The organism is Myxococcus sp. CA005 (assembly GCF_006518205.1).
In the GTDB taxonomy this organism is placed as follows: Bacteria; Myxococcota; Myxococcia; order Myxococcales; family Myxococcaceae; genus Myxococcus; species Myxococcus xanthus.
Genome location: NZ_SRLV01000054.1, coordinates 29,862 through 51,695, shown reverse-complemented (window position 1 = coordinate 51,695; position 21,834 = coordinate 29,862). Strand labels below are relative to the sequence as shown.

17 protein-coding genes are annotated in these 21,834 nt (G+C 68.6%); 10 read left to right on the top strand and 7 right to left on the bottom strand.

Going from position 1 to position 21,834, the window contains the following annotated elements; genetic code table 11:
* Nucleotides 1–7: 7 nt before the first annotated feature.
* The gene (locus FMQ63_RS23135) at nucleotides 8–745 is read right to left on the bottom strand and encodes a metallophosphoesterase (protein WP_011550482.1); all 738 of its coding nucleotides are present in this window, start codon (nucleotides 743–745) and stop codon (nucleotides 8–10) included.
* A gap of 183 nt (nucleotides 746–928) precedes the next feature.
* Between FMQ63_RS23135 and FMQ63_RS23130 the strand changes: the two genes are divergently transcribed.
* A complete protein-coding gene (locus FMQ63_RS23130) occupies nucleotides 929–2,788 on the top strand; it encodes an N-acetylmuramoyl-L-alanine amidase (protein WP_011550483.1) in 1,860 nt (619 codons plus the stop codon).
* Between the two features lie 7 nt (nucleotides 2,789–2,795).
* Nucleotides 2,796–3,896 carry a PD40 domain-containing protein gene (locus FMQ63_RS23125; protein ID WP_011550484.1) on the top strand — a complete coding sequence of 367 codons (1,101 nt, stop codon included), beginning with the start codon at nucleotides 2,796–2,798 and terminating at the stop codon, nucleotides 3,894–3,896.
* On the opposite strand, the gene FMQ63_RS23120 is transcribed toward FMQ63_RS23125, so the two are convergent.
* Both FMQ63_RS23120 and FMQ63_RS23115 read right to left on the bottom strand, forming a co-directional pair.
* On the bottom strand, nucleotides 3,886–6,261 hold the full coding sequence (locus FMQ63_RS23120) for an ATP-binding protein (RefSeq protein ID WP_225909697.1): 2,376 nt from the start codon (nucleotides 6,259–6,261) through the stop codon (nucleotides 3,886–3,888). The genes FMQ63_RS23125 and FMQ63_RS23120 overlap by 11 nt on opposite strands.
* A 307-nt stretch (nucleotides 6,262–6,568) precedes the next feature.
* Nucleotides 6,569–7,552 (bottom strand): hypothetical protein, encoded by a 984-nt coding sequence (locus tag FMQ63_RS23115; RefSeq protein ID WP_011550486.1) that lies wholly within the window; start codon nucleotides 7,550–7,552, stop codon nucleotides 6,569–6,571.
* Here FMQ63_RS23115 and FMQ63_RS23110 point away from each other — a divergent pair.
* Entirely contained in the window at nucleotides 7,505–8,308 is an 804-nt protein-coding gene (locus tag FMQ63_RS23110) for a hypothetical protein (RefSeq protein ID WP_228556474.1), read from the top strand. The genes FMQ63_RS23115 and FMQ63_RS23110 overlap by 48 nt on opposite strands.
* 653 nt (nucleotides 8,309–8,961) lie before the next feature.
* Nucleotides 8,962–9,951 carry a hypothetical protein gene (locus FMQ63_RS23105; protein ID WP_020479069.1) on the top strand — a complete coding sequence of 330 codons (990 nt, stop codon included), beginning with the start codon at nucleotides 8,962–8,964 and terminating at the stop codon, nucleotides 9,949–9,951.
* A 64-nt stretch (nucleotides 9,952–10,015) separates the two neighbouring features.
* On the opposite strand, the gene FMQ63_RS23100 is transcribed toward FMQ63_RS23105, so the two are convergent.
* On the bottom strand, nucleotides 10,016–10,687 hold the full coding sequence (locus FMQ63_RS23100) for a DsbA family protein (RefSeq protein WP_011550489.1): 672 nt from the start codon (nucleotides 10,685–10,687) through the stop codon (nucleotides 10,016–10,018).
* A gap of 165 nt (nucleotides 10,688–10,852) precedes the next feature.
* Nucleotides 10,853–11,842, bottom strand: a complete 990-nt coding sequence (locus tag FMQ63_RS23095) for a RimK family alpha-L-glutamate ligase (protein ID WP_011550490.1) — start codon at nucleotides 11,840–11,842, stop codon at nucleotides 10,853–10,855.
* A gap of 78 nt (nucleotides 11,843–11,920) precedes the next feature.
* Here FMQ63_RS23095 and FMQ63_RS23090 point away from each other — a divergent pair, with 78 nt between their 5' ends.
* From FMQ63_RS23090 to FMQ63_RS23070, 5 genes are all read left to right on the top strand, one after another.
* Nucleotides 11,921–13,351, top strand: coding sequence for a sigma 54-interacting transcriptional regulator (locus tag FMQ63_RS23090; RefSeq protein ID WP_171452225.1), 1,431 nt, complete (start codon nucleotides 11,921–11,923; stop codon nucleotides 13,349–13,351).
* Nucleotides 13,352–13,516: 165 nt separating this feature from the next.
* On the top strand, nucleotides 13,517–14,302 hold the full coding sequence (locus tag FMQ63_RS23085) for a TadE/TadG family type IV pilus assembly protein (protein ID WP_020478445.1): 786 nt from the start codon (nucleotides 13,517–13,519) through the stop codon (nucleotides 14,300–14,302).
* A complete protein-coding gene (locus FMQ63_RS23080; RefSeq protein WP_011550493.1) occupies nucleotides 14,299–15,915 on the top strand; it encodes a pilus assembly protein TadG-related protein in 1,617 nt (538 codons plus the stop codon). Before FMQ63_RS23085 ends, FMQ63_RS23080 begins: the two co-directional genes overlap by 4 nt.
* A gap of 1 nt (nucleotide 15,916) precedes the next feature.
* A complete protein-coding gene (locus FMQ63_RS23075) occupies nucleotides 15,917–16,933 on the top strand; it encodes a TadE/TadG family type IV pilus assembly protein (RefSeq protein WP_020478444.1) in 1,017 nt (338 codons plus the stop codon).
* Nucleotides 16,933–17,748: a hypothetical protein gene (locus tag FMQ63_RS23070; protein ID WP_020478443.1), complete on the top strand. Its 816-nt coding sequence runs from the start codon at nucleotides 16,933–16,935 to the stop codon at nucleotides 17,746–17,748. Before FMQ63_RS23075 ends, FMQ63_RS23070 begins: the two co-directional genes overlap by 1 nt.
* Nucleotides 17,749–17,771: 23 nt before the next feature.
* Here the strand turns inward: FMQ63_RS23070 and FMQ63_RS23065 are convergent, their stop codons facing one another.
* Nucleotides 17,772–18,089 (bottom strand): hypothetical protein, encoded by a 318-nt coding sequence (locus tag FMQ63_RS23065; RefSeq protein ID WP_020478442.1) that lies wholly within the window; start codon nucleotides 18,087–18,089, stop codon nucleotides 17,772–17,774.
* A gap of 125 nt (nucleotides 18,090–18,214) precedes the next feature.
* Here FMQ63_RS23065 and ileS point away from each other — a divergent pair, with 125 nt between their 5' ends.
* Nucleotides 18,215–21,115 (top strand): isoleucine--tRNA ligase, encoded by a 2,901-nt coding sequence (gene ileS / locus FMQ63_RS23060; protein ID WP_011550496.1) that lies wholly within the window; start codon nucleotides 18,215–18,217, stop codon nucleotides 21,113–21,115.
* A 71-nt stretch (nucleotides 21,116–21,186) separates the two neighbouring features.
* Here the strand turns inward: ileS and FMQ63_RS23055 are convergent, their stop codons facing one another.
* Nucleotides 21,187–21,834 (bottom strand): Tfp pilus assembly protein FimT/FimU, encoded by a 648-nt coding sequence (locus tag FMQ63_RS23055; protein WP_011550497.1) that lies wholly within the window; start codon nucleotides 21,832–21,834, stop codon nucleotides 21,187–21,189.

Sequence of the window (21,834 nt, the reverse complement as noted above, 5' to 3'; positions counted from 1 at the left end):
CGCCTCCTCACACCTCGTCGAGCAGCACCGGGGCGAAGCCCGCCGCGTCACACGAGGCCAGCACGTAGCGTACGCCGCCGCGCTCACCCGTGAAGCCCGCGGCAATGCCCGCCGCGTGCAAGTGGCCATAGACGCACACCTTCGGTCCGAAGGCTTCGATGGGCTCGCTGAAGGCGGTGGACTTCTCGTTCGCGTACACCGGCGGGAAGTGCACGGCCACCACGCGCACCAGCGGCGTGGGGCTGGCTGCCTCCTTCTTCTTCGCGTCCTCCATGGAGGCCGTCAGCCGGCGCGTCTCCCGCTCCACATAGCCGGTGTCCGCCGCCTCGTCCCCCATCTCCCCACCGGGCATGGGCGGCGCCTCCGGCGCGGTCCACAGCCGGCTGCCCGCAATCACCCACGGGCCCATGACGACGGCGTTGTTGTGGAGGAAGCCCTCCAGGGTTCGGAAGGGCTCCAGCAGCTTGCGCAGCTTGGAGGCGGAGTCACCCCACCAGTAGTCGTGGTTGCCGCGCACCAGCACCTTGCGCCCCGGGCGCGCGTCCAGCCACGCCAGGTCGTCCATCACCTCGTGGGCCCGCGTGGCCCAGGAGATGTCCCCCGCCACGATGACCACGTCCTCCGGAGCCACCCGCTCATCCCACGCGCGCTGCAGCGGCAGGGGGTGCTCGGACCACCCGAAGCGGTGCATGTCCTTCTGTCGCGTGGAGGGCAGGTGGGTGTCGCCGATTCCGAAGAGCCGCATGGCCCCCTCATAGCGGAAGCCCTCGCCCCTGTCGGCCCCCTCGTCCTATCCCCTGCATCCGGTGTCACGCCAAAAGGTGGGGAGAACTGGAAAGGTAGTAAATAAACTTTACGTCGGGCTGTCTCGAAACACGTCAGTGCGACATCGGTTGGCCAATCCGACGCCTGGATTGTCAGGGCTTACATGTGCGTCATTCCTGATTCCGGGTGGTTGCACCGTCGGGGGCCCGGGTTCGAGGGCAGATTTCTTGACGGGAAGGTGGAGCATCCATGCTCCACCTGGGGTCGGGAAAAAGAGGTGCTCCCTGGGAATGCGCGGCTGGCATGCATGGTGCTCAGGAGTGGCCCCCTGCGCCGCTCCCGTGGGACGGGGGCGACCGTGGAGCTGCTGACCCCCCTTCAAGGAGTTTCCATGCACGTGTTGCGCAAGACGTTCGCGGTGACGGCCGCGGCCATGGCCCTGGCGGCCTGTGGCCCCCAGCCCGAAACGTCTCCGGAAGAAACAGCACCTGAGTCGCAGGTTCCCGCAGGCGCGGTGGACGACGCCGCCCGCGCGGTGGCCGACGCGGCTCGCCGCACGCCCAACGAACTGGACGCGCAGTTCACGAAGGCCGCTGGTGAGTTCAACGTTCCGGTGAGCCTGCTCAAGGCCATCTCCTACGCGGAGACGCGCTGGGAGCACGTCCGCGGCGAGGAGGAGTTCGAGGGCCGCCCGGCGGCCTTTGGTCTGCTGGCCCTGCGCGGTCAGCTCATCACCGACGGCGCCGCCCTGGCGGGTGTGTCCGCGGACGCGGTGCGTGACGAGCCGCTGGCCAACCTGCGCGCCGGCGCTGCGCTGCTGTCGAAGTACGCCGATGAGGCGGGCATCGACCGCGCGGACCTGGGCGCGTGGGCCCCGGTGGCCGTGCGCCTGACGGACATCTCCGACCCGGACATCCAGGCGCACTACATCCACAACGACGTGTACTCGGTGCTGCGCGAGGGCGCGGGCGCCTTCACGCCGGCGGGCAAGGTGGCTGTGTCGCTGGAGGCCACCCAGGTCGAGCCGAAGTTCGCCCTGCCGAAGATGCAGGCCCTTGCGGCCGGCCCGGACTACGCGGCCTCCATCTGGCGCCCGTCGCCCAACTACAACGCGCGGCCCGCTGGCATCGGTCAGCAAATGGTCGTCATCCACACCTGTGAGGGTGGCTACTCGGGTTGCTGGAGCTGGCTGACCAACTCCGCCGCGGGAGTGAGCGCGCACTACGTGGTCAACGAGAGCGGCACCGAGGTGTCGCAGCTCGTGCGTGAGTCGAGCCGCGCTTGGCACGTGGCCGCTGCCTACCGCAGCAGCCTCAACGGCGGCGTCAAGTCGAACCTCAACGGCCGGTCGACGAACGACTTCTCCATCGGCATCGAGCACGGTGGCTACGCCAGCTCGGCCTCGTTCTCCACGGGGATGATCACCACCTCCGCCAAGCTGACGTGCAACATCACCCGGGACCAGGGCATCCCGCGCGACAGCTACCACATCGTGGCGCACGGCCGGCTGCAGCCGGAGACCCGCACGGACCCGGGCCCCAACTGGCCGTGGTCCACGTACATCAGCAAGATTCGCAGCGAGTGTGGTGACGGCGGCGGTGGAACGAACCCGGTCATCGTCGTGGACAGCAACAACGCCAACAACGACTCCAGCAAGGGCTACATCGCGGTGCCGTCCACCTGGGCGCGTGGCACCAGCGCGGGCTACTACGGCAACGACTACTACTACGCCTCCACGCAGCCCGTCTCCGAGCCGGCGGTGTTCCACTTCCACATGCCTGCGGCGGGCAGCCGGACCATCCAGGCCTGGTGGGTGCAGGGCACCAACCGCTCTCCCGCGGCGCCCTTCATGATTACGCACGCGGGCGGCAACAGCACGGTGACGGTGAACCAGCAGACCAACGGCAGCAAGTGGGTGACGCTGGGCACCTACAACTTCAACGCCGGCTGGAACAAGGTGCAGCTGAGCCGCTGGGCCACCGAAGGCTACGTCGTCATGGCGGACGCCCTCCGGATTCAGTGAGGTGGTGATGCGGGGCCTTGAACGGCTTCAACGTTCCTGGCCGTGGCGGGCGCGGTGTCTGACCGCGCTCGCCGTGCTCGGTGTCGGATGTTCCGGCCGGTGTGGCGGGACGTCCGGCTCCGGGCCGCTGTCCAAGGAGGAGGCTCGCTCCATTCCAGGCGCGGTCATCTTCTTGTCGGAGCGGGCAGGGCAGAAGGATGTCTGGAAGGTGAGTCCGGACGGTGTGGAGACGCAGCTGACGCGCGGCGAGGAGGACGAGTACCCCGGTCCCCTGTCGCCGGACGGCAAGTCGCTGCTCGTCATCACCGCGACGGAGGAGGGCGGGCTGCACCGCCAGCAGATGCGGGTCCTGCCGCTGGATGGCAAGAGCCCGGCGGTACCGCTGCACCCGCCCCGGGCGCGTGCGCGCAACGCGAGCTGGGCGCCGGATGGCACCTGGTTGGTGGCCGAGTCCGACGCGGAGGGCTTCAGTGACGTGGTGCGCCTGGAGCCCCGTGAGGGGGGGCCGGAGGTGCGCCTCACGCAGGTGCCACAAGGCTGCTTCGAGCCGGCGGTGTCTCCGGATGGGAAGGAGGTGGCCTTCGTATGCAGCCGCGAGGGCGACCCCGAAGTCTACGTGGCGAACGCGGACGGCAGTGGTGAGCGCCGCCTCACCTTCTTCCACCATGAGGACCGCACGCCGAAGTGGAGCCCGGACGGCAAGTGGCTCGTCATCGTCAGCGATCGCGAGCGCAAGGACCGGCTGTACTTCCTCCGTCCGGACGGTTCGGACCTGCGCGCCGTGTCGGGCGAGTCCTTCGAGGGCGACGAGCGTGAGGCCGCCTGGAGTCCGGATGGGCAACGACTGGTCTACGTGAGCCGTCTGCCGGATGGGAACGCCCGCATCTGGATGGTGGCGGTGGCGGGCGGCGCGCCGGTGGCCCTGACGGACGGCAAGCACCGGGACGACATGCCCGCGTGGAGTCCGGACGGGAAGTACCTGGCCTTCGTGTCCGAGCGCCAGGGCGACACGGACGTGTACGTCATGCGCGCGGATGGCAGCGGGCAGACGCGTCTGACGACCGCCAAGGGGCCGGACTGGCTGCCGCGCTGGGCCCCTACGCGCTGACGGCCGAGCCGTCTCCCGCCGCCGGGGCCTGGTCATCCGGGACCTGGGGCGGGAGCGGGTTCGCGCCGGGCGGGGCCACGGGCAGGCTGAAGCTGAAGGTGGAGCCCTGGCCGGGCTCGCTCTCCACCCAGATGCGCCCGCCGTGCGCTTCGATGATGAGGCGGCTGATGTACAGCCCCAGCCCCAGCCCCTTCGCGTCCGACGCGCCGCTCTTCTGCGTGCGGAAGTACTTGTCGAAGACGCGCGCGGCGTCTTCCGGGCTCAGCCCGGGGCCCAGGTCCTTCACCGACACCACCACCTGTTCCGGCTGGAGCTGGGCTCGCACGGTGATGGGCTGCCCACCGGGGCTGTACTTGGCGGCGTTGCTCAGCAGGTTGGCCATCACCCGCTCCAGCCTCGCCGCGTCCATCCAGATGGGGGGCAGCGCGCCTGGGACCTCCAGGTGGAAGCGCTCGCGCACGTCGGGGGCCACGTCCCGCTCCATCACCTCTTCCAGGAAGCGCGCCAGGTCTCGGGGCTCGCGGCGCAGCGTCTCCCGCTGGGACTCCAGCCGCGAGCCTTCCAGCAGGTCCTCAATCATGGTGTTCATCCAGGCCACGCTGCGCTGGATGGCCTCCGTCATGGATTCCTCCCGCTCCAGGTTCTGCTCGCGCAGGGCGCGCCGCAGCAGTCCCACGCGCAGGCTGATGGTGTGGAGCGGATTGCGCAGGTCGTGGGAGATGAGGCTGACGTATTCCTCGCGGAGCCGGTCCAGTTCGTGGCGCGTCGTCACGTCCTGCGCCGTGGAGACCACGCCGCGCACCTTCCCGCTGGGACCGAAGACGGGGGCCGCGGTCATCAACACCGGCAGCCGGCTCCCATCGGGGTGGAGGATGAGGAACTCCTCGGGCCCCGCGAGCTGGCCCGTGAGCAGCGCGCGGACGATGGGCACGTCCTCCCGGCGGGCCGGCTTGCCGTCGGTGGTGAGCACGACGGGGTTGATCCCCGTCATCGCCAGCGACACGCCCTTCAGCGGGCGCCCGAGCAGTTGCTCCGCGACGGGATTGGCCACCAGCCCGCCGCCGTCCGCCTCCGCGAAGACGATTCCCACGGGCGTGTGGTCCAGCAGGGCCTGCACCTGGCTGCGCTGCATCTCTGCTTCCTCACGGGCGCGCTGGACCTTGGAGAGGTACCGCTCTCGCTCCGACACGTCGCGGACGACGGCGAGCACGCTGGGACCTTCCGGGCCTGATACCGGGCTCAGTCGCACCTCCAGCGACAGCGGGCTGCCGTCCTTGCGGCGGCCTTGGATGGCGCGCTCGCCCAAGCCGGTGTCCAGGCTCCGGCCACCAAAGAGCCCTTCGGGGACCAGCACCTCCACCTCGCGTCCCAGCAGTTCCTCGCGCGGGTAGCCGAACACCCGCTCCGCCTCCGTGTTGACGAAGCGCAGCAGGCCTTGCGCGTCCACCGTCAGCAGCGGCGCGGGGGTGGTCTCCAGCAGGCCCCGGTAGCGTGCTTCGGAGGCCTCCAGCGCCGCGGTGGCCTGTTGGCGGTGGGCTTCAATGTGGTCCAGCGCCCGCGCGGACAGGAGCACGAGCGCCGCGCCGCCCGCGCTCACGAAGGTGGCGAAGATGGGGAGCTTCGCCTCCAGGTTGATGGCGCGCACCTCGTGCAGGAGCATCAACACCATGCCCAGCACCGAGGGGCCGAGCAGCGTCACCGGCACCAGCCGGCGCGCGAGGAAGCCGCCGAGCGAATCGCGGGTGATGCGGCCCATCAGTCCCAGCCCCGGCCATGCGCAGAGCGTGCCCACTGCCAGCAACATCAGTGTCAGCGCGGTGGGCAGGCCCATGCTGCGCTCGGCGAGGAAGGGCAGGGTGCCCACCGTCAACAAGGGGCCCATCAACAGGCCGTTGAGGCCCAGCGTCGAGGTCACCAGTGACAACACGACCAGCGTGTCGCGCAACCGGACGGAGTGGCTCCGCTCCGGGAGGGCCAGGGCCGCGCCCAGCAGCGTCAAGCAGGTGGCGGAGAGGGGAGAGGGGAGAGGGAGCACCGAGGCGTGTCCATCGAGCAGGCGCAGCATGATGTGCTCCATCCCCACGTCCCAGCCCGTGATGTCGCGCAGGAGACTCACCGCGCCGATGACCACCATCACCAGCGCGCAGGCGGTGGCCGTGGATTCCTGATGGCGGAACGGGCGGGCGCGCAGCCGCAGGCCCAGTGCGGCGCCGCCGAAAATCATGGCGATGCCCGTCACCGGCGTCATGGGGATGCCAGCCACGCCGGGCCTCAGCATCTCCACGTCCCAGGCCCAGCCCAGGAGGTACAGCGCGCCCACGAGCGGGGCGCCCAGCGTCGCGAGCCAGGCGATGCCGCGGGCCATGGCTGCGCTCCGGCGCTGCGGCCTCCAGCACTCGTTCATCGTGGCGTCCCCCTGGAACGCACAGGGCTCCTCCCGTGACGCACCGGCCCCAGGCCCCCGGTCGAGACGCTCCAGCGAGAGATGCGTCGCGCCCTTGCATCCGGCATCGGACGCGAGTGCGGCGCAGCGATGGGTGCGGACGGTGGGGGCGCCGCCAGTCATTGGCTCGGGCCGTGCGCGCCTCCGTCGGAACATGGGGGCGGCCAGCGCGCGGGGCAGCAGACCCCGAGCAGCCGAGCCGCGAGCGGAAGGCCGGGCGCCGCGCTGTCTAGGGAGGCGGGTGGAGGCCGGGATGGACGGTGAGCACCAGCCCCCAGCCCGGCGCCACGCCCACGTTGCGTGGCGTGTAGTCGTCCGTGCCCGTGACGGACAGGAGGAAGGCCTCCGCGTCCGCGCCCGAGTGGACGTAGACGAACAATCCGTCCGGGCCGGTGCCCTCCTGGTTCACTCCCTGGAGGTCGGCGGTGGGGTAGTAGATGCGACCGGCCAGCGCCTCGCCGTCGGGGGCGACCTTCGCGCCAGCGACGGGATGGCCGCTGGCATCCACCACGCGCCCCAGCACGAAGCCGGCGTCGCGCAGGGTGGCCGCCCGGTTGTCGGTGTGGCCCCGGATGGCGCTCTCCCCCACGGCGACGCTGAGCGCGTCATGGAAGGCGTCCGGCAGCGCCCACACGCGCGCACCAATGATGTCCGTGCGCGGCCGGGCACCGGTGAAGGCGGCGTCGTAGACGACGGTATGGGCGGGCACCAGGCCCGCGGCCTCCGCGCCCACCGCGAGGCTCAGGTGCATCTCCCGCACCGCCACGTCGCGCACGGTGAAGGCGCCATCCGCGGCGGCCGGCGCGGTGCCGAAGGTGGCGTTGGCGTCATTCACCGCCAGCCGCAGGGGCTCCGCGGCGGTGAGGGGCGCTCCCTCCAGCGAGGGCAGGGGCAGGCCCCGGGCCTCGATCAACCGCCGGGCCTCGGGGAGCAGGTCCACCGTGCCGCTGACACCAATGTGGAGGTTGTCCAGGTCCACGGCCTCGGCGTCGTCGGTCTGCACGCCAGGGTCGGGTGTGTAATCGCCAGGGCCGCAGCCCAGTGAGAGTCCCAGCACGGCACATGGAACCATCAGGAGAGGACGCATCATCGCGGGAAAGCTCTCCACGGCCTCACGTGGCGGCAATCCACCCCATGCTCCGTCCGTCCCCTGGTCGACGCCGCGGTGGTGCTGGCCATGGGGCTGGAGGGCGCCGCGCTGTCCGAAAAACATCAGCGCCGCGCCCCGGAGTGGGACGCGGCGCCGTTCATGTGGAAGCCAGGTGTTGTCGAACCGTCACCCGCCCCGCGGTGTGGCCTGACTCAGCGCCAGCGGCCGTTGCCGCCGGAGGAGGACGACGAACCCGAGCGGCCGGACGGAGGCGCGCTGGAGCCCGAGGACGACTTCCCGCTGCTGCTACCCCCGCGTCCCCAGCCCCCGCTGCTGGAGCTGGAGCCCGAGCTGCTGCTGGAGCTCCGGTTGCTGCTGCCGGAGCTGCTGCCACCGCGTCCCCAACCGCTGCCGCTGGAGCTGGAGTTGCTGGAGCTGGAGTTGCTGGAGCCCGAGCTGCTGGAGCCGCCGCTGCTGCCTCCCCGCGTGTTCCAGCCGCTGCCGCTGTTGGAGTTGCCGCTGTTGGAGTTGCCGCTGCTCCCGGAGTTGCCGCTGCCCCAGCGGTTGCCGCTGTTGTTGTCGCGCGAGTCGTCGTCCTTCGGCGCGGCGTTGTTCGAGGTGCGTCCCGCGGGAGGGCTGCTCCATCCGCTGCCGGAGTTGTTGCTGGGCGCGGCGTTGTTCGAGGTGCGTCCCGCGGGAGGGCTGCTCCAGCCGCTGCCAGAGTTGTTGCCCTGGCCGCGCGACGGCCGGTGGTTGCCGCCCGAGCTGGAACCGCGCGGCGTGGTCCAGCGCGTACCTCCCGGAGGAGGCCGGGTTCCGCTGTACGTGTTGCCGGGCACCACGGGACGGTTGGAGGGGCGCGTCGCCGGGCGCACGTAGCCGTAGCCCGCGGAAGCGCTGTGCGTGCGGCTCCACACGTAGCCGCGGTTGCGCTCGTAGCGGTAGATGCTTCCCGTGCTCGGGTAGTAGTCGTGGGAGTGGCGCCCGTGCATGTTGCAGAGGCCGCCGTGCGCGTGCGGGTGGTCGTTCCAGTACCAGACCACCGACGGGCCACTGTAGTAGTACGCGTCGTCCGAGTAGACGTAGTACGTCGTGGTCGGCTCGTAGTCGTGGACATGCACGTGCGAGTACGGGCACCAGCCGCCGCCGAAGTCATCGGGGATGGGGTGGTCGCTCGAATAGCTGTACTCGATGACCTGAACCGGGGCGTGGTGCCGCGCCGGCCCGTGGACGTGGGCGACACAGCCAGTGCCCATCATCAGGGCAAGCGGAACGGCGAGGGCGAGCAGGCGGCGCATGTGGTGACTCTCCTGGGCGGAGTGGACGGCCGGGCCGTCCACCTTGCGGCCACGCGAGGAAGACGGCCGAGCGTGGAGAAAATTCACGCCCGGGTGCAGTCCCGCTTTCGTCCACCCGCCAGCCCCAGGATAACGCCCTTCGTCCTCTGGTGGACACCGCCTGGGTGGTGTAGGGGGAAATGTGCGTGCCGCCTGTCCCAGAAAGGTGAGCAGCGGCGCGAGGGGAGACGCACCATGGCGGAGACGGAGTTCACTTCGGGCGCGAGCTGTCCGCTCCACCCGGGATTCGATGCGGTGGGCACCTGCTCCCGCTGCGGCAACTTCATGTGCCGCACCTGCGGCGAGGGGGGCTCGCAAGCCTGGTGCCCGGCCTGCCGTCAGCGCGAGGGCGTGGGGCAGGCCTTTCCGTTGACGCGCGAGAACTGGAGCGTCTCCGGGCTGATGGACCTGTCCTGGGATGCGTTCAAGCGCGAGTGGGTGATGCTCTGTGTCGGCGTGCTCATCTTCCTGGCGGGCTCCTTCGCCGGGCAGGTCGTCTCGCAAGTCTCCTCGATGGTCGGTGGCGCGACGGGGAGCACCGTCATCACCGTCCTGGGCTTCTTCATCGGGATCATTGGTTCCTACGCCATCCAGGGCGGGATAACGCTGGGTTTCCTCCGGATGAGCATGGACGTGCTCAGCGGCCGGCGCGCGGACCTGGGGCGGATGTTCAGCCAGTTCGGCAAGATTCCCACGTACCTGGGGACGCTGTTCCTGTCCTTCCTGTTGATGCTCCCGCTCCTGTTGCTCATCGTCGTGGGCGCGGTGGGCGCGGGGTTGGCGACTGGCACCGTGTCCTGGTCGGAGCTGGTGGCGCTGAAGGACCTGCCTCCCTCGGAGCTGGACTCGGCCGTGACGCCCATGTTGCCGGGCTTCGCGGTGATGGGGGTCGTGGCCTTCGCGCTCTACGTCTTCCCGGGCGGGTGGCTCCTCACGCCGCTCATCCTGATGCAGCCGGAGCTGGCCCGGACCGAATCGCCCGGCGCCGTGGAGACGCTGCGCCGCTGCTTCGACTACTCGCGCGGTCAGCGCCTGCCCATGATTGGAACGGTGCTGCTGGGGGGCTTGCTCGCCATGGTGAGCGTGTTCCTCTGCTGCGTGCCCGTGATTCCCGCCCTGGGTTTCTTGCAGTTGCTGATGGCCGGGCTCGTCATGGCGCTCAGCAGCGGCGCCGAAGAGGCCTGAGCCTTCCCTCCACCGGGGCCTTGCGCGCCCGTCGCGCGCAGGGCCTCCGGAAGGGTGGGGCGCCTCAGTGCACCACGCGCTCGGGTGAACCCGAGCGGGGCACGGACACCTTGCCCAGGCACGCGAGGATGTGCTCGCGGTACTCGGCCAGCTCACGCAGGCCGCACAGCATCCACCGGCCGCCGATGACGAGCGTGGGCACGCCCCGCACGCCACGGTGGGTGGCATCCCGGTGCTCGTCGAGGATGAGGCGGCGCGTCTCCTCCGAGCGGAAGGCCGCGGAGAATTCGTTCATCGCCAGGCCCACGCGCGAGGCCAGCTCGAACACCACGTCCGGGCGGGATACGTTGACGCCCTGCTCCAGCGCCGCGCGCTGCATGGCGCGGGCGAGGAACGCGCGCGCCTGCGGGCCCTGCAGCCGCGCCGCTTCCAGTGCCGCCAACGCCGGCACGCTGGTGCGCGGTGGATCGCCCCCGAGCCACAGGTCGGTGGACAACATGCGCGCGGCGGCATCCGGTTCGCGCTGTGCGCGCTCGACCTCTTCCACCAACGCGCGTTGTTCGCGCGTCGTGGGCAGCACGTCATGGACGCGCAGCGGATACGGCCTGACGCTCCAGCGAACGGCTTCGCCCAGCTCCTGGCGCAAGACATCGAGGCGCAGGTCGGCGAGGTAGCACCAGGAACACAGCACGTCCTGGTAGAGGGTGATCTGCAGCGGCTTGTGCAGCGTTTTCATTTGAGGGCCGCCAGATTAGAGGGCCACCCGCGTCGCTGCCAACTCCTCAGGACACACGGGCCACGGAGGCATTCCTGTGTTCCTGAGGAGCATGCAAGGTGCCTTGCCCCGGCTGTGTGTCTGCTCGAAAGCAGGCGAGCAACCTCACGTGACCCGGGTTCACGCTCACCCGGCGCGCTTCGCCTCGGCGTACTTCAGCGCGTGGTCGATGATGGCCCCCGCGATGTCCATGCCCGTGGCGCGCTCCAGGCCCTCGAAGCCCGGGCTGGAGTTGATTTCCATCAGCCGGGGGCCGGCGTGGCCCTCCAGCATGTCCACGCCCGCGACCTCCAACCCGACGACACGCGCGGCCCGCACGGCTGCTTCCGTGTAGGGCGCGGTCAGCTCGATTGCCTGCCCTTCGCCGCCGCGGTGGATGTTGGAGCGGAACTCGCCGGACTTGGCCTTGCGCCGCATGGCGCCCACCACGCGGTCACCCACGACGAGGGCCCGCACGTCCCGTCCCTCGCTCTCCGCGACGAACTCCTGGAGCACGATTTCCTGTCCCAGGTCCCAGAAGGTGTCGAGGATGGTCTGCACCTCCGGCAGCGTGTGGGCAATCATCACGCCCACGCCCTGGGTGCCCTTGATGAGTTTGATGATGACGGGCAGCCCGTTGACCTCCTCCACCAGCCGGCGCACGTTGCTGCGGTCGTGCGCCATGACGGTGCGGGGGATGTCCAGCCCGGAGCGCGACAGGTACTGCAGCGCGCGCAGCTTGTCGCGGCTGCGCGCGATGGACGTGGGCGGGTTGAGGACGGGCACGCCCATCATCTCGAAGTGGTTCACCACCGCCAGGCCATAGGCGGTGATGGACGCGCCGATGCGCGGCACCACCACGTCCACGCCACGCACCTCCACGCCGCGATACGTCATGCGCGGTGCGTCTTGCGCGAGCAGCAGGCAGCAACGCAGCGTGTCCAGCACCAACGGGCGGTGGCCCCGCGCGCGGATGGCGGCCACCAGCCTCCGTGTGGAGTACAGCGCGCGCTTGCGGGACAGGATGACAACCGTCTTCTTCGCGTGCCCTCGCCGTGGGGCCCGTTCGGGACGGTCGGGTGCCTGGGACCCGGGCAGGACCGGGACCTTCTTCGGCTTCACTTTGCGCGGAGACATGGGCGGGGCACGAGAGCCTAGCACGGACGCCCGCGAGGGGCGGGCCTCGTGGGGGGCCTTTGCTATCCTCGTGCGCAGATGAGTGCTCCCCCTCTGCACCCTGACGACATCCACACCAGTCCCGGCGACGTCGGACAAGACCTGAACCACTCTCCGTTGTTGGGCGAAACGCTCGTGGTGGACCCGCGCACCACGGTGAAGCTCCACAAGTGCCGCCTGGCCGTCACCTCCGGACCGGACACCGGCCGCTCGGTGGTGAGCGACAAGGAGCGGCTGCGTTGCGGCGCGCATCCAGGCAATGACCTGGTGCTGGTGGAGGACCGCACCGCCAGCCGTCACCACTTCGAAATCCAGTTCACCGAGCGCGGCTATCTGCTGGTGGACCTGGGCTCCACCAACGGCACCTTCCTGGATGGCCGGCGCATCGAGCGGGCCTACCTGTCACCCGGCTCGCAGATTCGCGCGGGCTCGTCGGTGCTGACCTTCGCGCCACTGGATGAGGAAGTCACCATCGAGCCCGACCGCGAGGGCGAGCTGTGCGGCATGGTGGGGCAGAGCATGAAGATGCGGCAGATATTCGGCCTCATCAAGAAGATCGCCCCCATGGGAGTGTCCGTCATCATCCAAGGTGAGACGGGCACCGGGAAGGAGCTGGTGGCACGCGCCATCCATGAGCTGTCCGGCCGCACGAAGGGGCCCATGGAGGTGCTGGACTGCGGCGCCATTCCGCCCAACCTCATCGAAAGCGAGTTGTTCGGCCATGAGAAGGGCGCCTTCACCGGCGCGGTGAGCAGCCGGCCAGGCGCCTTCGAGCGCGCGCACGGGGGCACCATCTTCCTGGACGAACTGGGCGAGCTGCGGCTGGACCTTCAGCCCAAGCTGCTGCGCGTGCTGGAGAACCATGAAGTGCGGCGCGTGGGTGGCAACGACGTCATCGAGGTGGACTGCCGCGTCATCGCCGCCACCAACCGCGACCTGATGAAGGAGATTCAGGTCGGCGGCTTTCGCGAGGACCTCTACTTCCGCTTGTCCGTCATCACCATCCAGCTGCCGCCGCTGCGACAGCGCCGCGACGACATCCCCCTCATCCTCAAGCGCGCGCTCGCGGACCCGGAAGTGGTGGGCAAGCACGGCAAGAAGCGTTTCTCCGCGGAGTCCCTGGGCCTGCTGATGTCGTATTCATGGCCGGGCAACGTGCGTGAGCTGATGAACGTGTTGTCTCACGTCCTCACCTTCAGTGAGGGCGAGGAGATTCAGCCCGCGCACCTGCCGCCTCGCGTGCGGGGACAGGTCCGCGAAGGGCCGCTGCCCTTCAACGAGCACCTCTCCTTCAAAAACGCCAAGGAGCAACTGCTGGAGAACTTCGAGCGTGAATACATCACCAGCGTTTTGACGCGCTGCGAAGGAAACCTGTCTCGCGCCGCGCGTGAGAGTGGGCTCCACCGGAAGTCGATTGAACGGCTGGTGAAAAAGTACCAGTTGGACACAAAGGGGATGAAGTCACGTTAGCCCCATGAGTCAGCGGTGGATGCTGTAACTCGGTTGTTTCACGCCAGAAAAGCGCGTTTGTCGCAGAGCCGTGTTCTCCTGTTCGCGATGCAAGGAACGCCCCGTCAAGTTGACGTATGTCCGATCTGGACTGAATTCCCGGAACATGCGCCCGCCATGAATTCAATGCGCCCGAGCGGAAGACGCGAATCCGGACAGGCGATGGTGGAGTCTGCCCTGACGCTCCCCTTGATGGTGTTCCTCATCTTGGGGACGCTGCAGCTCTTCCTGATGCTGCAGGGGCGGCTGTTGGCGGAGTACGCCGCCTTTCGCGCGACGCGGGTGGGCAGCGTCAACCATGGCGACTGTCAGGCCATGACTCACGCGGCCATCCTCGCGCTGATGCCCAGTTATTATTCGTTCCTGGGCGGCGCGGGCGGCTCACCGGGGCAGAAGCTGGCCAATGCCTTCGCGGCCCGCCGCGACAACCAGTACAACGGGGCGACAGGGCGGGCCAACCGGGTGTCGATGCCCGACGGGAATCACACCGGGGCCATCGTGTGGATCATCCGCGACAGCCCACTGGCCACGGCGGTGCCGAACGAGGACGCGCTCTTCGACCAGTTCGACAATCCGGCGGGCATCGTGCGGCTCGAGACGCGGCTGGTTTACTGGTTTCCGCTCAAGATTCCCTTCGCCAACTGGGTCATCGCCCGGTTGACGATGGCGCGCTGGGGGTGGCGGGATTACACGAACCAGAACCCGTTGATGCAGACCCAACGCGCCAGATGGACCCAGGGGCCTCCGTCCATGGGGCTGGAAGGGCTGATTCGTGAAGAGGCGCTGCGGCGGATGAACTCCGAGCAGTACGTCATCCCCATCCACGCCTCCGCTTCTCTTCGGATGTTGACGCCGGTGCAACGGCGCTTCTTCCAGACGCAGAACTGCGCTCCTGCTCCCGAGGCACTATGACGCACAAGCTACTGAGCCGCGGACAGACGCTGGTGCTGTTCGCCTTGACGCTGTTGCTCCTCACCCTGCTGGTGACCTTGACGTTGTCGTTTGGCTCCAAGGTGAAGGAGAAGATGGAGGTCCAGGCCGCGGCGGATGCCGCTGCCTACAGCCAGGCGGCGACGACGGCGCGCGTCTTCAACGAGATGGCCTTGATGAGCCGGGCGCAGATTGGCCACCTGGTCTCCAAGGCCGCGGTGAACAGCCTCATCGACTGGAGCAGCTACTACCGCGCGCAGATTGGCGCCACGCGGAATGCCTACACCATCGCGATGCTTCCCTACATCGCGTTGTTGCCGTGCTGCATTCCCTATTCGGGGTGCAGCAGCTTCTGCAGGTGCGCCATCCAGGGCGTCCGGGACATCACCCGCAGCCAGAACGCGCTCTCTCGCTACGACCGGACGGAGATTGCTCCTCAGTGGGATCAGCTCGAGCGGCCCGCCGCGCAGCGAGCGTTGCGGCTCAGCCAGGCCGCGCAGCAGATGTTCGTCGTGGGGCAGGTCGTCCAGTACGGGCGCATGATGCTCGAATTGAACAACCAGTCCGCCGCGAACGACATCATCGACAGCGCCGGCGCGGGCAGCCGCTGGGCGGGGGAGCTCCGAGTGGATGGGGTCTCCACCACGCGCCGCGAGGTGGCGCCCTACCTGGGGGCCGTGGCGTGGCCCAACCTCATCAACGGGCATCACGTCTACGCGGCCATGGGCAGCCGGGGGCACAGCTTCGTCGCCAACCGTGGCATCTTCCCCACTGATGACTGGCTCGTCACGGCGGGTATCCAGCGGCGGTTGACTACCCCGGACACGGTGATGATTCAGGGGGATGGCAGCACCTACTGGGCTCGCACGCCGCTTCATGGCACGTATCTGGGCACGACGGACACGTACTCCATCGCGGATGACCATGGTCTGGCCTTCGTCACCTTCGCCCGTGGCCGGTCCCCGTGCCCCACGCAGACTTTTGGAATCGGTGTCGCGGAGTCGCTGCTCATCGCCTCGGATTCGAGCGACCCCAGGGACCGGCACCGCTGGTCTCCGCGCCTGGGAACGGGTGACCTGGAGCCGGCGCAGACGCGTCACAACATGGGGACCTGTTATGGCCGCAATCGGATGGGGTGCCCGTCCGTCTGGCCCATGTTCGTCGACTACAACGGCGTCAAGGTCATGGACAAGGATGACAACTGGGGCCAGCCGAAGAACTTCGCGGTCATCCAGCGGGACTATGCCGTGCGTGGCACCCAGGCGGACCCCTGGAACCTGCTGTTCCGCTTCCGGTTCGGGGGGACGGACAGCGGGTTCGACAACAGCGGACTCGTCCTGGGGCCGGCGGGCGGCGGGTTGAACATCAGCCGCCAGACGGCGGTGTCCACCGGGCTGGCCTACTACCATCGTCGCGAGCACTGGCGCGAGCCTCCCAATCTGCTCAATCCGTACTGGCGCGCCACGTTGGTCCCCGCCACCGTGGACTCCAGCGGCGCGGAGGATTTCGTGGACGAGCTGAACGGCGCCGGCGTGGGCTGGGCGGCGGAGGCATACGAGGCCCTGCGTGCACAGGGCTACAGGGGAGGGCCGTGACATGGAGCTGTCTCCTTCGCGTCGCACCCAGCGAGGCCAGGCGATGGTGGAGATGGCCATCGGCTCGCTCGTCTTCATCACCATCCTCCTCTTCGTCATCCACTTCGCCGAGGTATCCTTCCTTTCGGTGAAGGTGACCGAAGCGGCGCACTCCGCCTTGTTGGAGGCGCCGGGACACAAGCTGCATGAGTGGCCCAATGACTCATCGCCTTCTTCCGCGGCGGCGGAGCGCGCGGGGCAGGACGCCGCCATGCGCTACCGGGACTTCGACAGCCGCACGACCACCAACAGCGCGGGCGTCATCACGCTCGCGTTGACCCGGACGGACGGGATGCAGGTGTCGTGTACCCAGGGCGGTCCGACCTTCGACCCGCATCCCGTCTTCACGTCGGTTGCCTACCGCGACGGCGGCGGCATCTCCTGTACCGCGCAGGCGGACCTCACGGCCTTCCGGATTCCGCAGCGTGTCGCCCAGCGGGAGTCGGGGGGCTTCTTCCAGGCGGAGCACTACCGGATGCTCCCCATTCGCGTGTGCGCCATGGGGCGCGCCCAGGGCGGCAACTGCACGGGCCGTCTGACCAGCATGCTGGATGACTGGGGACTGACGGGCTCGGGTGAGTCCGGCTCGTGCCCCATCATCCCCGATATTCCCGCCCCCTGCCCCTTGAACCTGCCGTACTGGGGAATGGCTTCCAGCGTCTATGGCGTCAGCCTGATGGTGAATGCCTTTGGACCGGACTTCTCGGCGAGCCGTCTGGCGCAGACGGTTGTCGGAGGGCTGCCGCTGCCCTTCTTCTTTGGCGCGGAGAACATGTTCTGGATGAGCGCCGTGGGCGAGGAGGCCTTCTTCGGTCAGCCACTGCCCGCTGACTCCATGGGCGGCCTGGCGACCATGGGGTTCAAGGGCTGGCCCACGTCCCCGGGCTTGTTGCCACCGGGGCTCAACTGGCAGGCCATTCCGTACCCCGTCTCATATGGCCGCCGGGACTCGTGCTTCCTGGGGAATGAGTGTCCCTGATGCGCGTGTGGCTGATGTGCGTGGCGCTCGCGACAGCGCCCTCCGTGGGGCTGGCTGAAACGTCGAAGCCCGCTGCCCCGAAGGGGCGTCCCTCGGCGGAAGCGAAGGCGGGAAAGGCCCCTCCCAAGAAGGCACCGGCCGCTGGCGCCAAGCCCGCGCCGGCACCGGCGCCCGGGCAGGATGCAGGCACGCCACCGGCTCGCCCGTCCTTCCGCTGGGACATCCCCGCCGTGACAGCCTGGGTGGAGTCTCCCGGGCTCCAGGTGACGGATGGTGTGCCCATGCACCTTCAGCTCGCGCGCACGTCCTGGCAGATGGACCCGCTCATCCAGCACATGGTGGACCGCTTCCGGGCCGCGGGGCTCTTCATCTCCTCTTCACCGGAGGCGCTCAACTCGCCGATTGCCGAGCCCATGCTCACGGCGCTGGATACCGAGACGCTCACGGCCTACACGGTCATCTTCCAGAAGAACCAGGACAACACCGTCACGTTGATCCTGGGGACCTCCGATGTGTCCAAGTACACCCCGGGCGGCAGCATTCAGCTGGACTGGGCACCGGTGATGGCTGGCGCGGAGCAGGTGACGCGGTCCAATCTGGAAGGCTCACAGATGGCCATGTACGCCGTGAAGGCCACGTCTGCGGAGGTCCGGGAGTTCTATCAGGTCGAGTTGACCCGGGCGGGCTTTGTCGAGGACCGGGAACAGCCCGGTGTGTTTCAACGAGGCACGGAGCAACTGACCATCCGCACTCAGCCCGAAGGCGACATGCTGATGGTCGGGCTCTATCGCAAGCTGGGCGTGCAGCCGAAGTGAGGCCCCCCTGGGGCCCCGCCCTGTCAGAGTTGGACGCCGCACTTTCGGGCGCAGCGCTCCATGGTCTGCGCACAGCGCAGCTGGCATTTACGGTCTCCCCCTTCACATCCGCTGATGCACTTCGCGACAGGCTCCTGGCACTTCGCGATGCATTGAGTTTGCTTGGCATCGTGCTTGGGCAGCTCGATGTCATTGCCATCCTCGTCCTTGACGGACGAGGTGTCGCTGGTCTGGCCAATGCTGACCGGCGCCTCTGCTCCCGGGATGGGCGACGCGGCCTCGACGGAGCCTGCCAGGAGCAGGACCGTCAGTGGGAAGAGCATCAGTCCAAAGTTCTTCATCGTCAGTCCTCGCAGTGGTGTTGGGCGGAGGGGCTGACAGGTTCCTCCTTGCCTAGCTGTCCAGCATAGCGTGGGGATTGAGCGCATTGAAGCCCTGGGGGCCGCGTGTTACGGCCGCTGTCGACATGAGCGACACACCCCCGAAGGACAAGGACTTCAAGGACTCGGTCAACCTGCCGCGCACGGATTTCCCCATGAAGGGAAACCTGGCGCAGCTCGAGCCGCGCATGCTCGGCTGGTGGGCGGAGCGGGGGATTTGGGGGAAGATTCTGGAGCAGAACGCGGACGCGGAGCCCTTCGTCCTGCCCGACGGTCCGCCCTACGCCAACGGCCACCTGCACGCGGGCCACGCGCTCAACAAGGTCCTCAAGGACATCGTGGTGAAGTACCGGAACATGTCCGGCCGCCGGTGTGACTTCATCCCCGGCTGGGACACGCATGGGCTTCCGATTGAGCAGGCCGTCGAGAAGCGGCTGAAGGACAAGAAAATCGATAAGCGCACGCTGGCTCGCGACGCCTTCTTGGAGGCGTGCCGCGCCTATGCGCTGGAGTTCGTCGACATCCAGAAGGCGGAGTTCCAGCGCCTGGGCGTGTTCGGCTCGTGGGAGCAGCCGTACAAGACGCTCGACTTCACCTACGAGGCCCAGGAGATTCGCGAGCTGGCCACGTTCGCGAAGCGGGGCATGCTCTACCGCCGCAAGAAGCCCGTGTACTGGTGTCTGTACGACCAGACAGCGCTGGCGGAAGCGGAGGTGGAGTACGAGAACCACACCTCGCCCTCCGTGTACGTGGCCTTCCAGGCCGGGGCGGAGCTGGCCGAGCGCGTGCCTTCGCTGAAGGGCAAGGACGTGGCCTTCGTCATCTGGACGACCACGCCGTGGACGCTGCCGTCCAACCTGGCCGTCTCCGTCAATCCGGAGTTCGAGTACGTCTTCTACCAGCTCGGCACGCGCGTCATCTGCGTCGCACGGGAGCTCTTGCCCAAGGTGCTGGCGGAGGTGAAGGCGGACGAGCTGGCGGTGAAGCACGTGGAGCTGCCCGGCGGTGAAGTCTCCGCGGCGGCGTTGGTGGACCCGTCGCGCATCCTCGCGTACGCGCGCGGCGAGGAGCTGGAGCACCTGACGTACCAGCACCCGTTCTACGAGCGCCGGGGCCGCGTCATCCTGGGCGAGCACGTGACGCTGGATGCCGGTACGGGCCTGGTGCACACCGCGCCGGGGCACGGCCAGGAGGACTACGAGGTCGGCCTGAAGTACGGGTTGGACATCTACAATCCCGTGCGTCCGGACGGCCGCTACGACGACACGGTGGGGCCGGCGCTGGAAGGCCGGCGTGTGTTCGAGGCGAACCCCGTCGTCATCCAGTTGCTGGTGGAGAAGGGCGCGCTGCTCAACGGCGCCACGGACACGGTGGCGCACACGTATCCGCACTGCTGGCGCTGCCGCAATCCGGTCATCCTGAGCGCGACGTACCAGTGGTTCATCCCCATGGACGCGCCCTTCCATGGGACGCAGACGTTCCGGCAGGTGGTGCTGGAGCAGGTGGACAAGGTGCAGTGGGTGCCCTCGTGGGGGCACAGCCGAATCCGCGGCATGCTGGAGACGCGGCCGGACTGGACCATCAGCCGCCAGCGGACGTGGGGCGTGCCCATCTGCATCGCCTACTGCGAGGGCTGCGAGGAAGCCGTGGTGTCGCCGGAGTTGATGGAGCGGGTGGCGGCGGCGGTGGAGAAAGAGGGCGTGGGCGTGTGGTACCGCACGCCGGTGAAGGAGTTCCTGGGCGCGGATTTCCAATGCCCGCGCTGCGGCAAGGGGGAGTTCCGCCGCGAGACGGACATCCTCGACGTGTGGTTCGACTCGGCGTGCATGTTCTCCGCGGTGCTGGAGAAGCGGCAGCGGATTCCGGCGGACCTCTTCCTGGAGGGCAGTGACCAGCATCGCGGCTGGTTCCATTCGTCCATGCTGGTGGCGGTGGGCACGCGCGACATGTCGCCGTACAAGGCCTGCCTCACGCACGGCTTCGTGGTGGATGGCCAGGGCGAGAAGATGTCCAAGAGCCGCGGCAACGTGGTGGCGCCGGACAAGGTCATCCAGCAGTACGGCGCGGAGGTGCTGCGCCTGTGGGTGGCGGCCAGCGACTACCGCAATGACGTGCGCCTGTCGGACCAGATTCTGAAGGGCCTGTCGGAAGGCTACCGGAAGATTCGCAACACCGTCCGCTACGCGCTGAGCAACCTCTACGACTTCGACCCGGCGAAGCACGCGGTGCCGGAGGTGGAGCTGCTGCCGTTGGACCGCTGGGCGTTGGGGCGGCTGGCGGAGGTGGTGGCGCGGGTGCGCAAGGCGTACGAGGACTACGAGTTCCACCTCGTCTACGCGACGGTGGTGGACTTCGTCGCCGGCGACTTGTCGGCGGTGTACTTCGACATCCTCAAGGACCGGCTCTACACGTGGCGCGCGGACGGGCAGCCCCGGCGCGGCGCGCAGACGGTGCTGTACGAGGTGGCCTCGGTGCTGCTGCGCCTCCTGGCGCCGGTGATGAGCTTCACGGCGGAGGAGGCGTGGCAGACGCTGCCGGGCAAGCCGGCGGAGAGCGTCTTCCTGGGCGGCTTTCCGGTGGTGTCCGCGAAGTTGGACCCGGCGTTGGCCGAGCGCTACGCGAAGCTCTTCGCGGTGCGCGGCGCGGTGCAGGGCGTGCTGGAGGCGGCGCGGCGGGACAAACGCATCGGCTCATCGCTGGAGGCGCGGGTGGTGCTGACGGCAGAGGGCGCGGCGCGCGACTTCCTCCAGGCGCACCTGGCCGAGCTGCCGGGCCTCTTCATCACCAGCCAGGTGGAGCTGGCGGACGTGAAGGGTGACGCGGCGCAGACGTTGGAAGTGGCGCAGGCCTTCGGCGAAGGCGTCCGCGTCACGGCCGAGGTGCTCCCAGCGCACGGCGAGAAGTGCCCGCGCTGCTGGACGTACTCGGAAGCGGTGGGGCAGGGCGGCGACGTCTGCCTCAAGTGCCGCGAGGCGCTGGCGGCGTAGCGGGCCGCCTGGGTGGAACCCTCCCCGGCGGATGTGTCCGGGGGAGGGTCCTCTTCAGGTGCCGGCAGTGCTCAGTTCACGCACTCGATGGCCTGGTTCTGGGTCGATGCGTGAGGGTTGCAGTCCATCACATTGGCGAGGCCCGTCCGTGGCTCCACCTGGATGAGGCTGCGCGGCCGGCCCGACGTGAAGTCGAAGCGGAGGTTGCCCGGGGCCGCGGCGTCCAGCGCGGGCAGGTCATCGAGAAAGTCCCGCATGCAGGTCAGGTCGCCGGGGCGCACGGGGCGGCCGGAGCCGGGCATGTAGCAGAGCCCGTGAATCGCGAACGCGTTCATGGAGACGGGAATGACGATGTCCTGACCCACCTCGCTGCAGCAGGCTGGGTTGGTGCGGCAGGTGGTGTTCTCACAGCCGTTCGCGGGGCAGCCCGCGTTGTCCCATTCATTGTCGCACCGGAGCTGTTCCCACCGGGCCACCGTGCGCGAGGTTCCATCACCGCGAGGGACGTTCTCCTCCACGACGATGCGCACGGGCTGGTTGGTGGAGATGGCGCGCTGCCGGGCACGGAGCGTGGAGGCCCACAGCTCGCGCGTGGCCTCATTCTCGCGTTGACGGTTGACGGGCGTCTGGATGCCCATCAGCGCCGCGGCGAGCAGGATGGAGGCGATGGCCACCGTGACCATCATCTCCAGCAATGTGATTCCGCGTGTGTGCCTCAT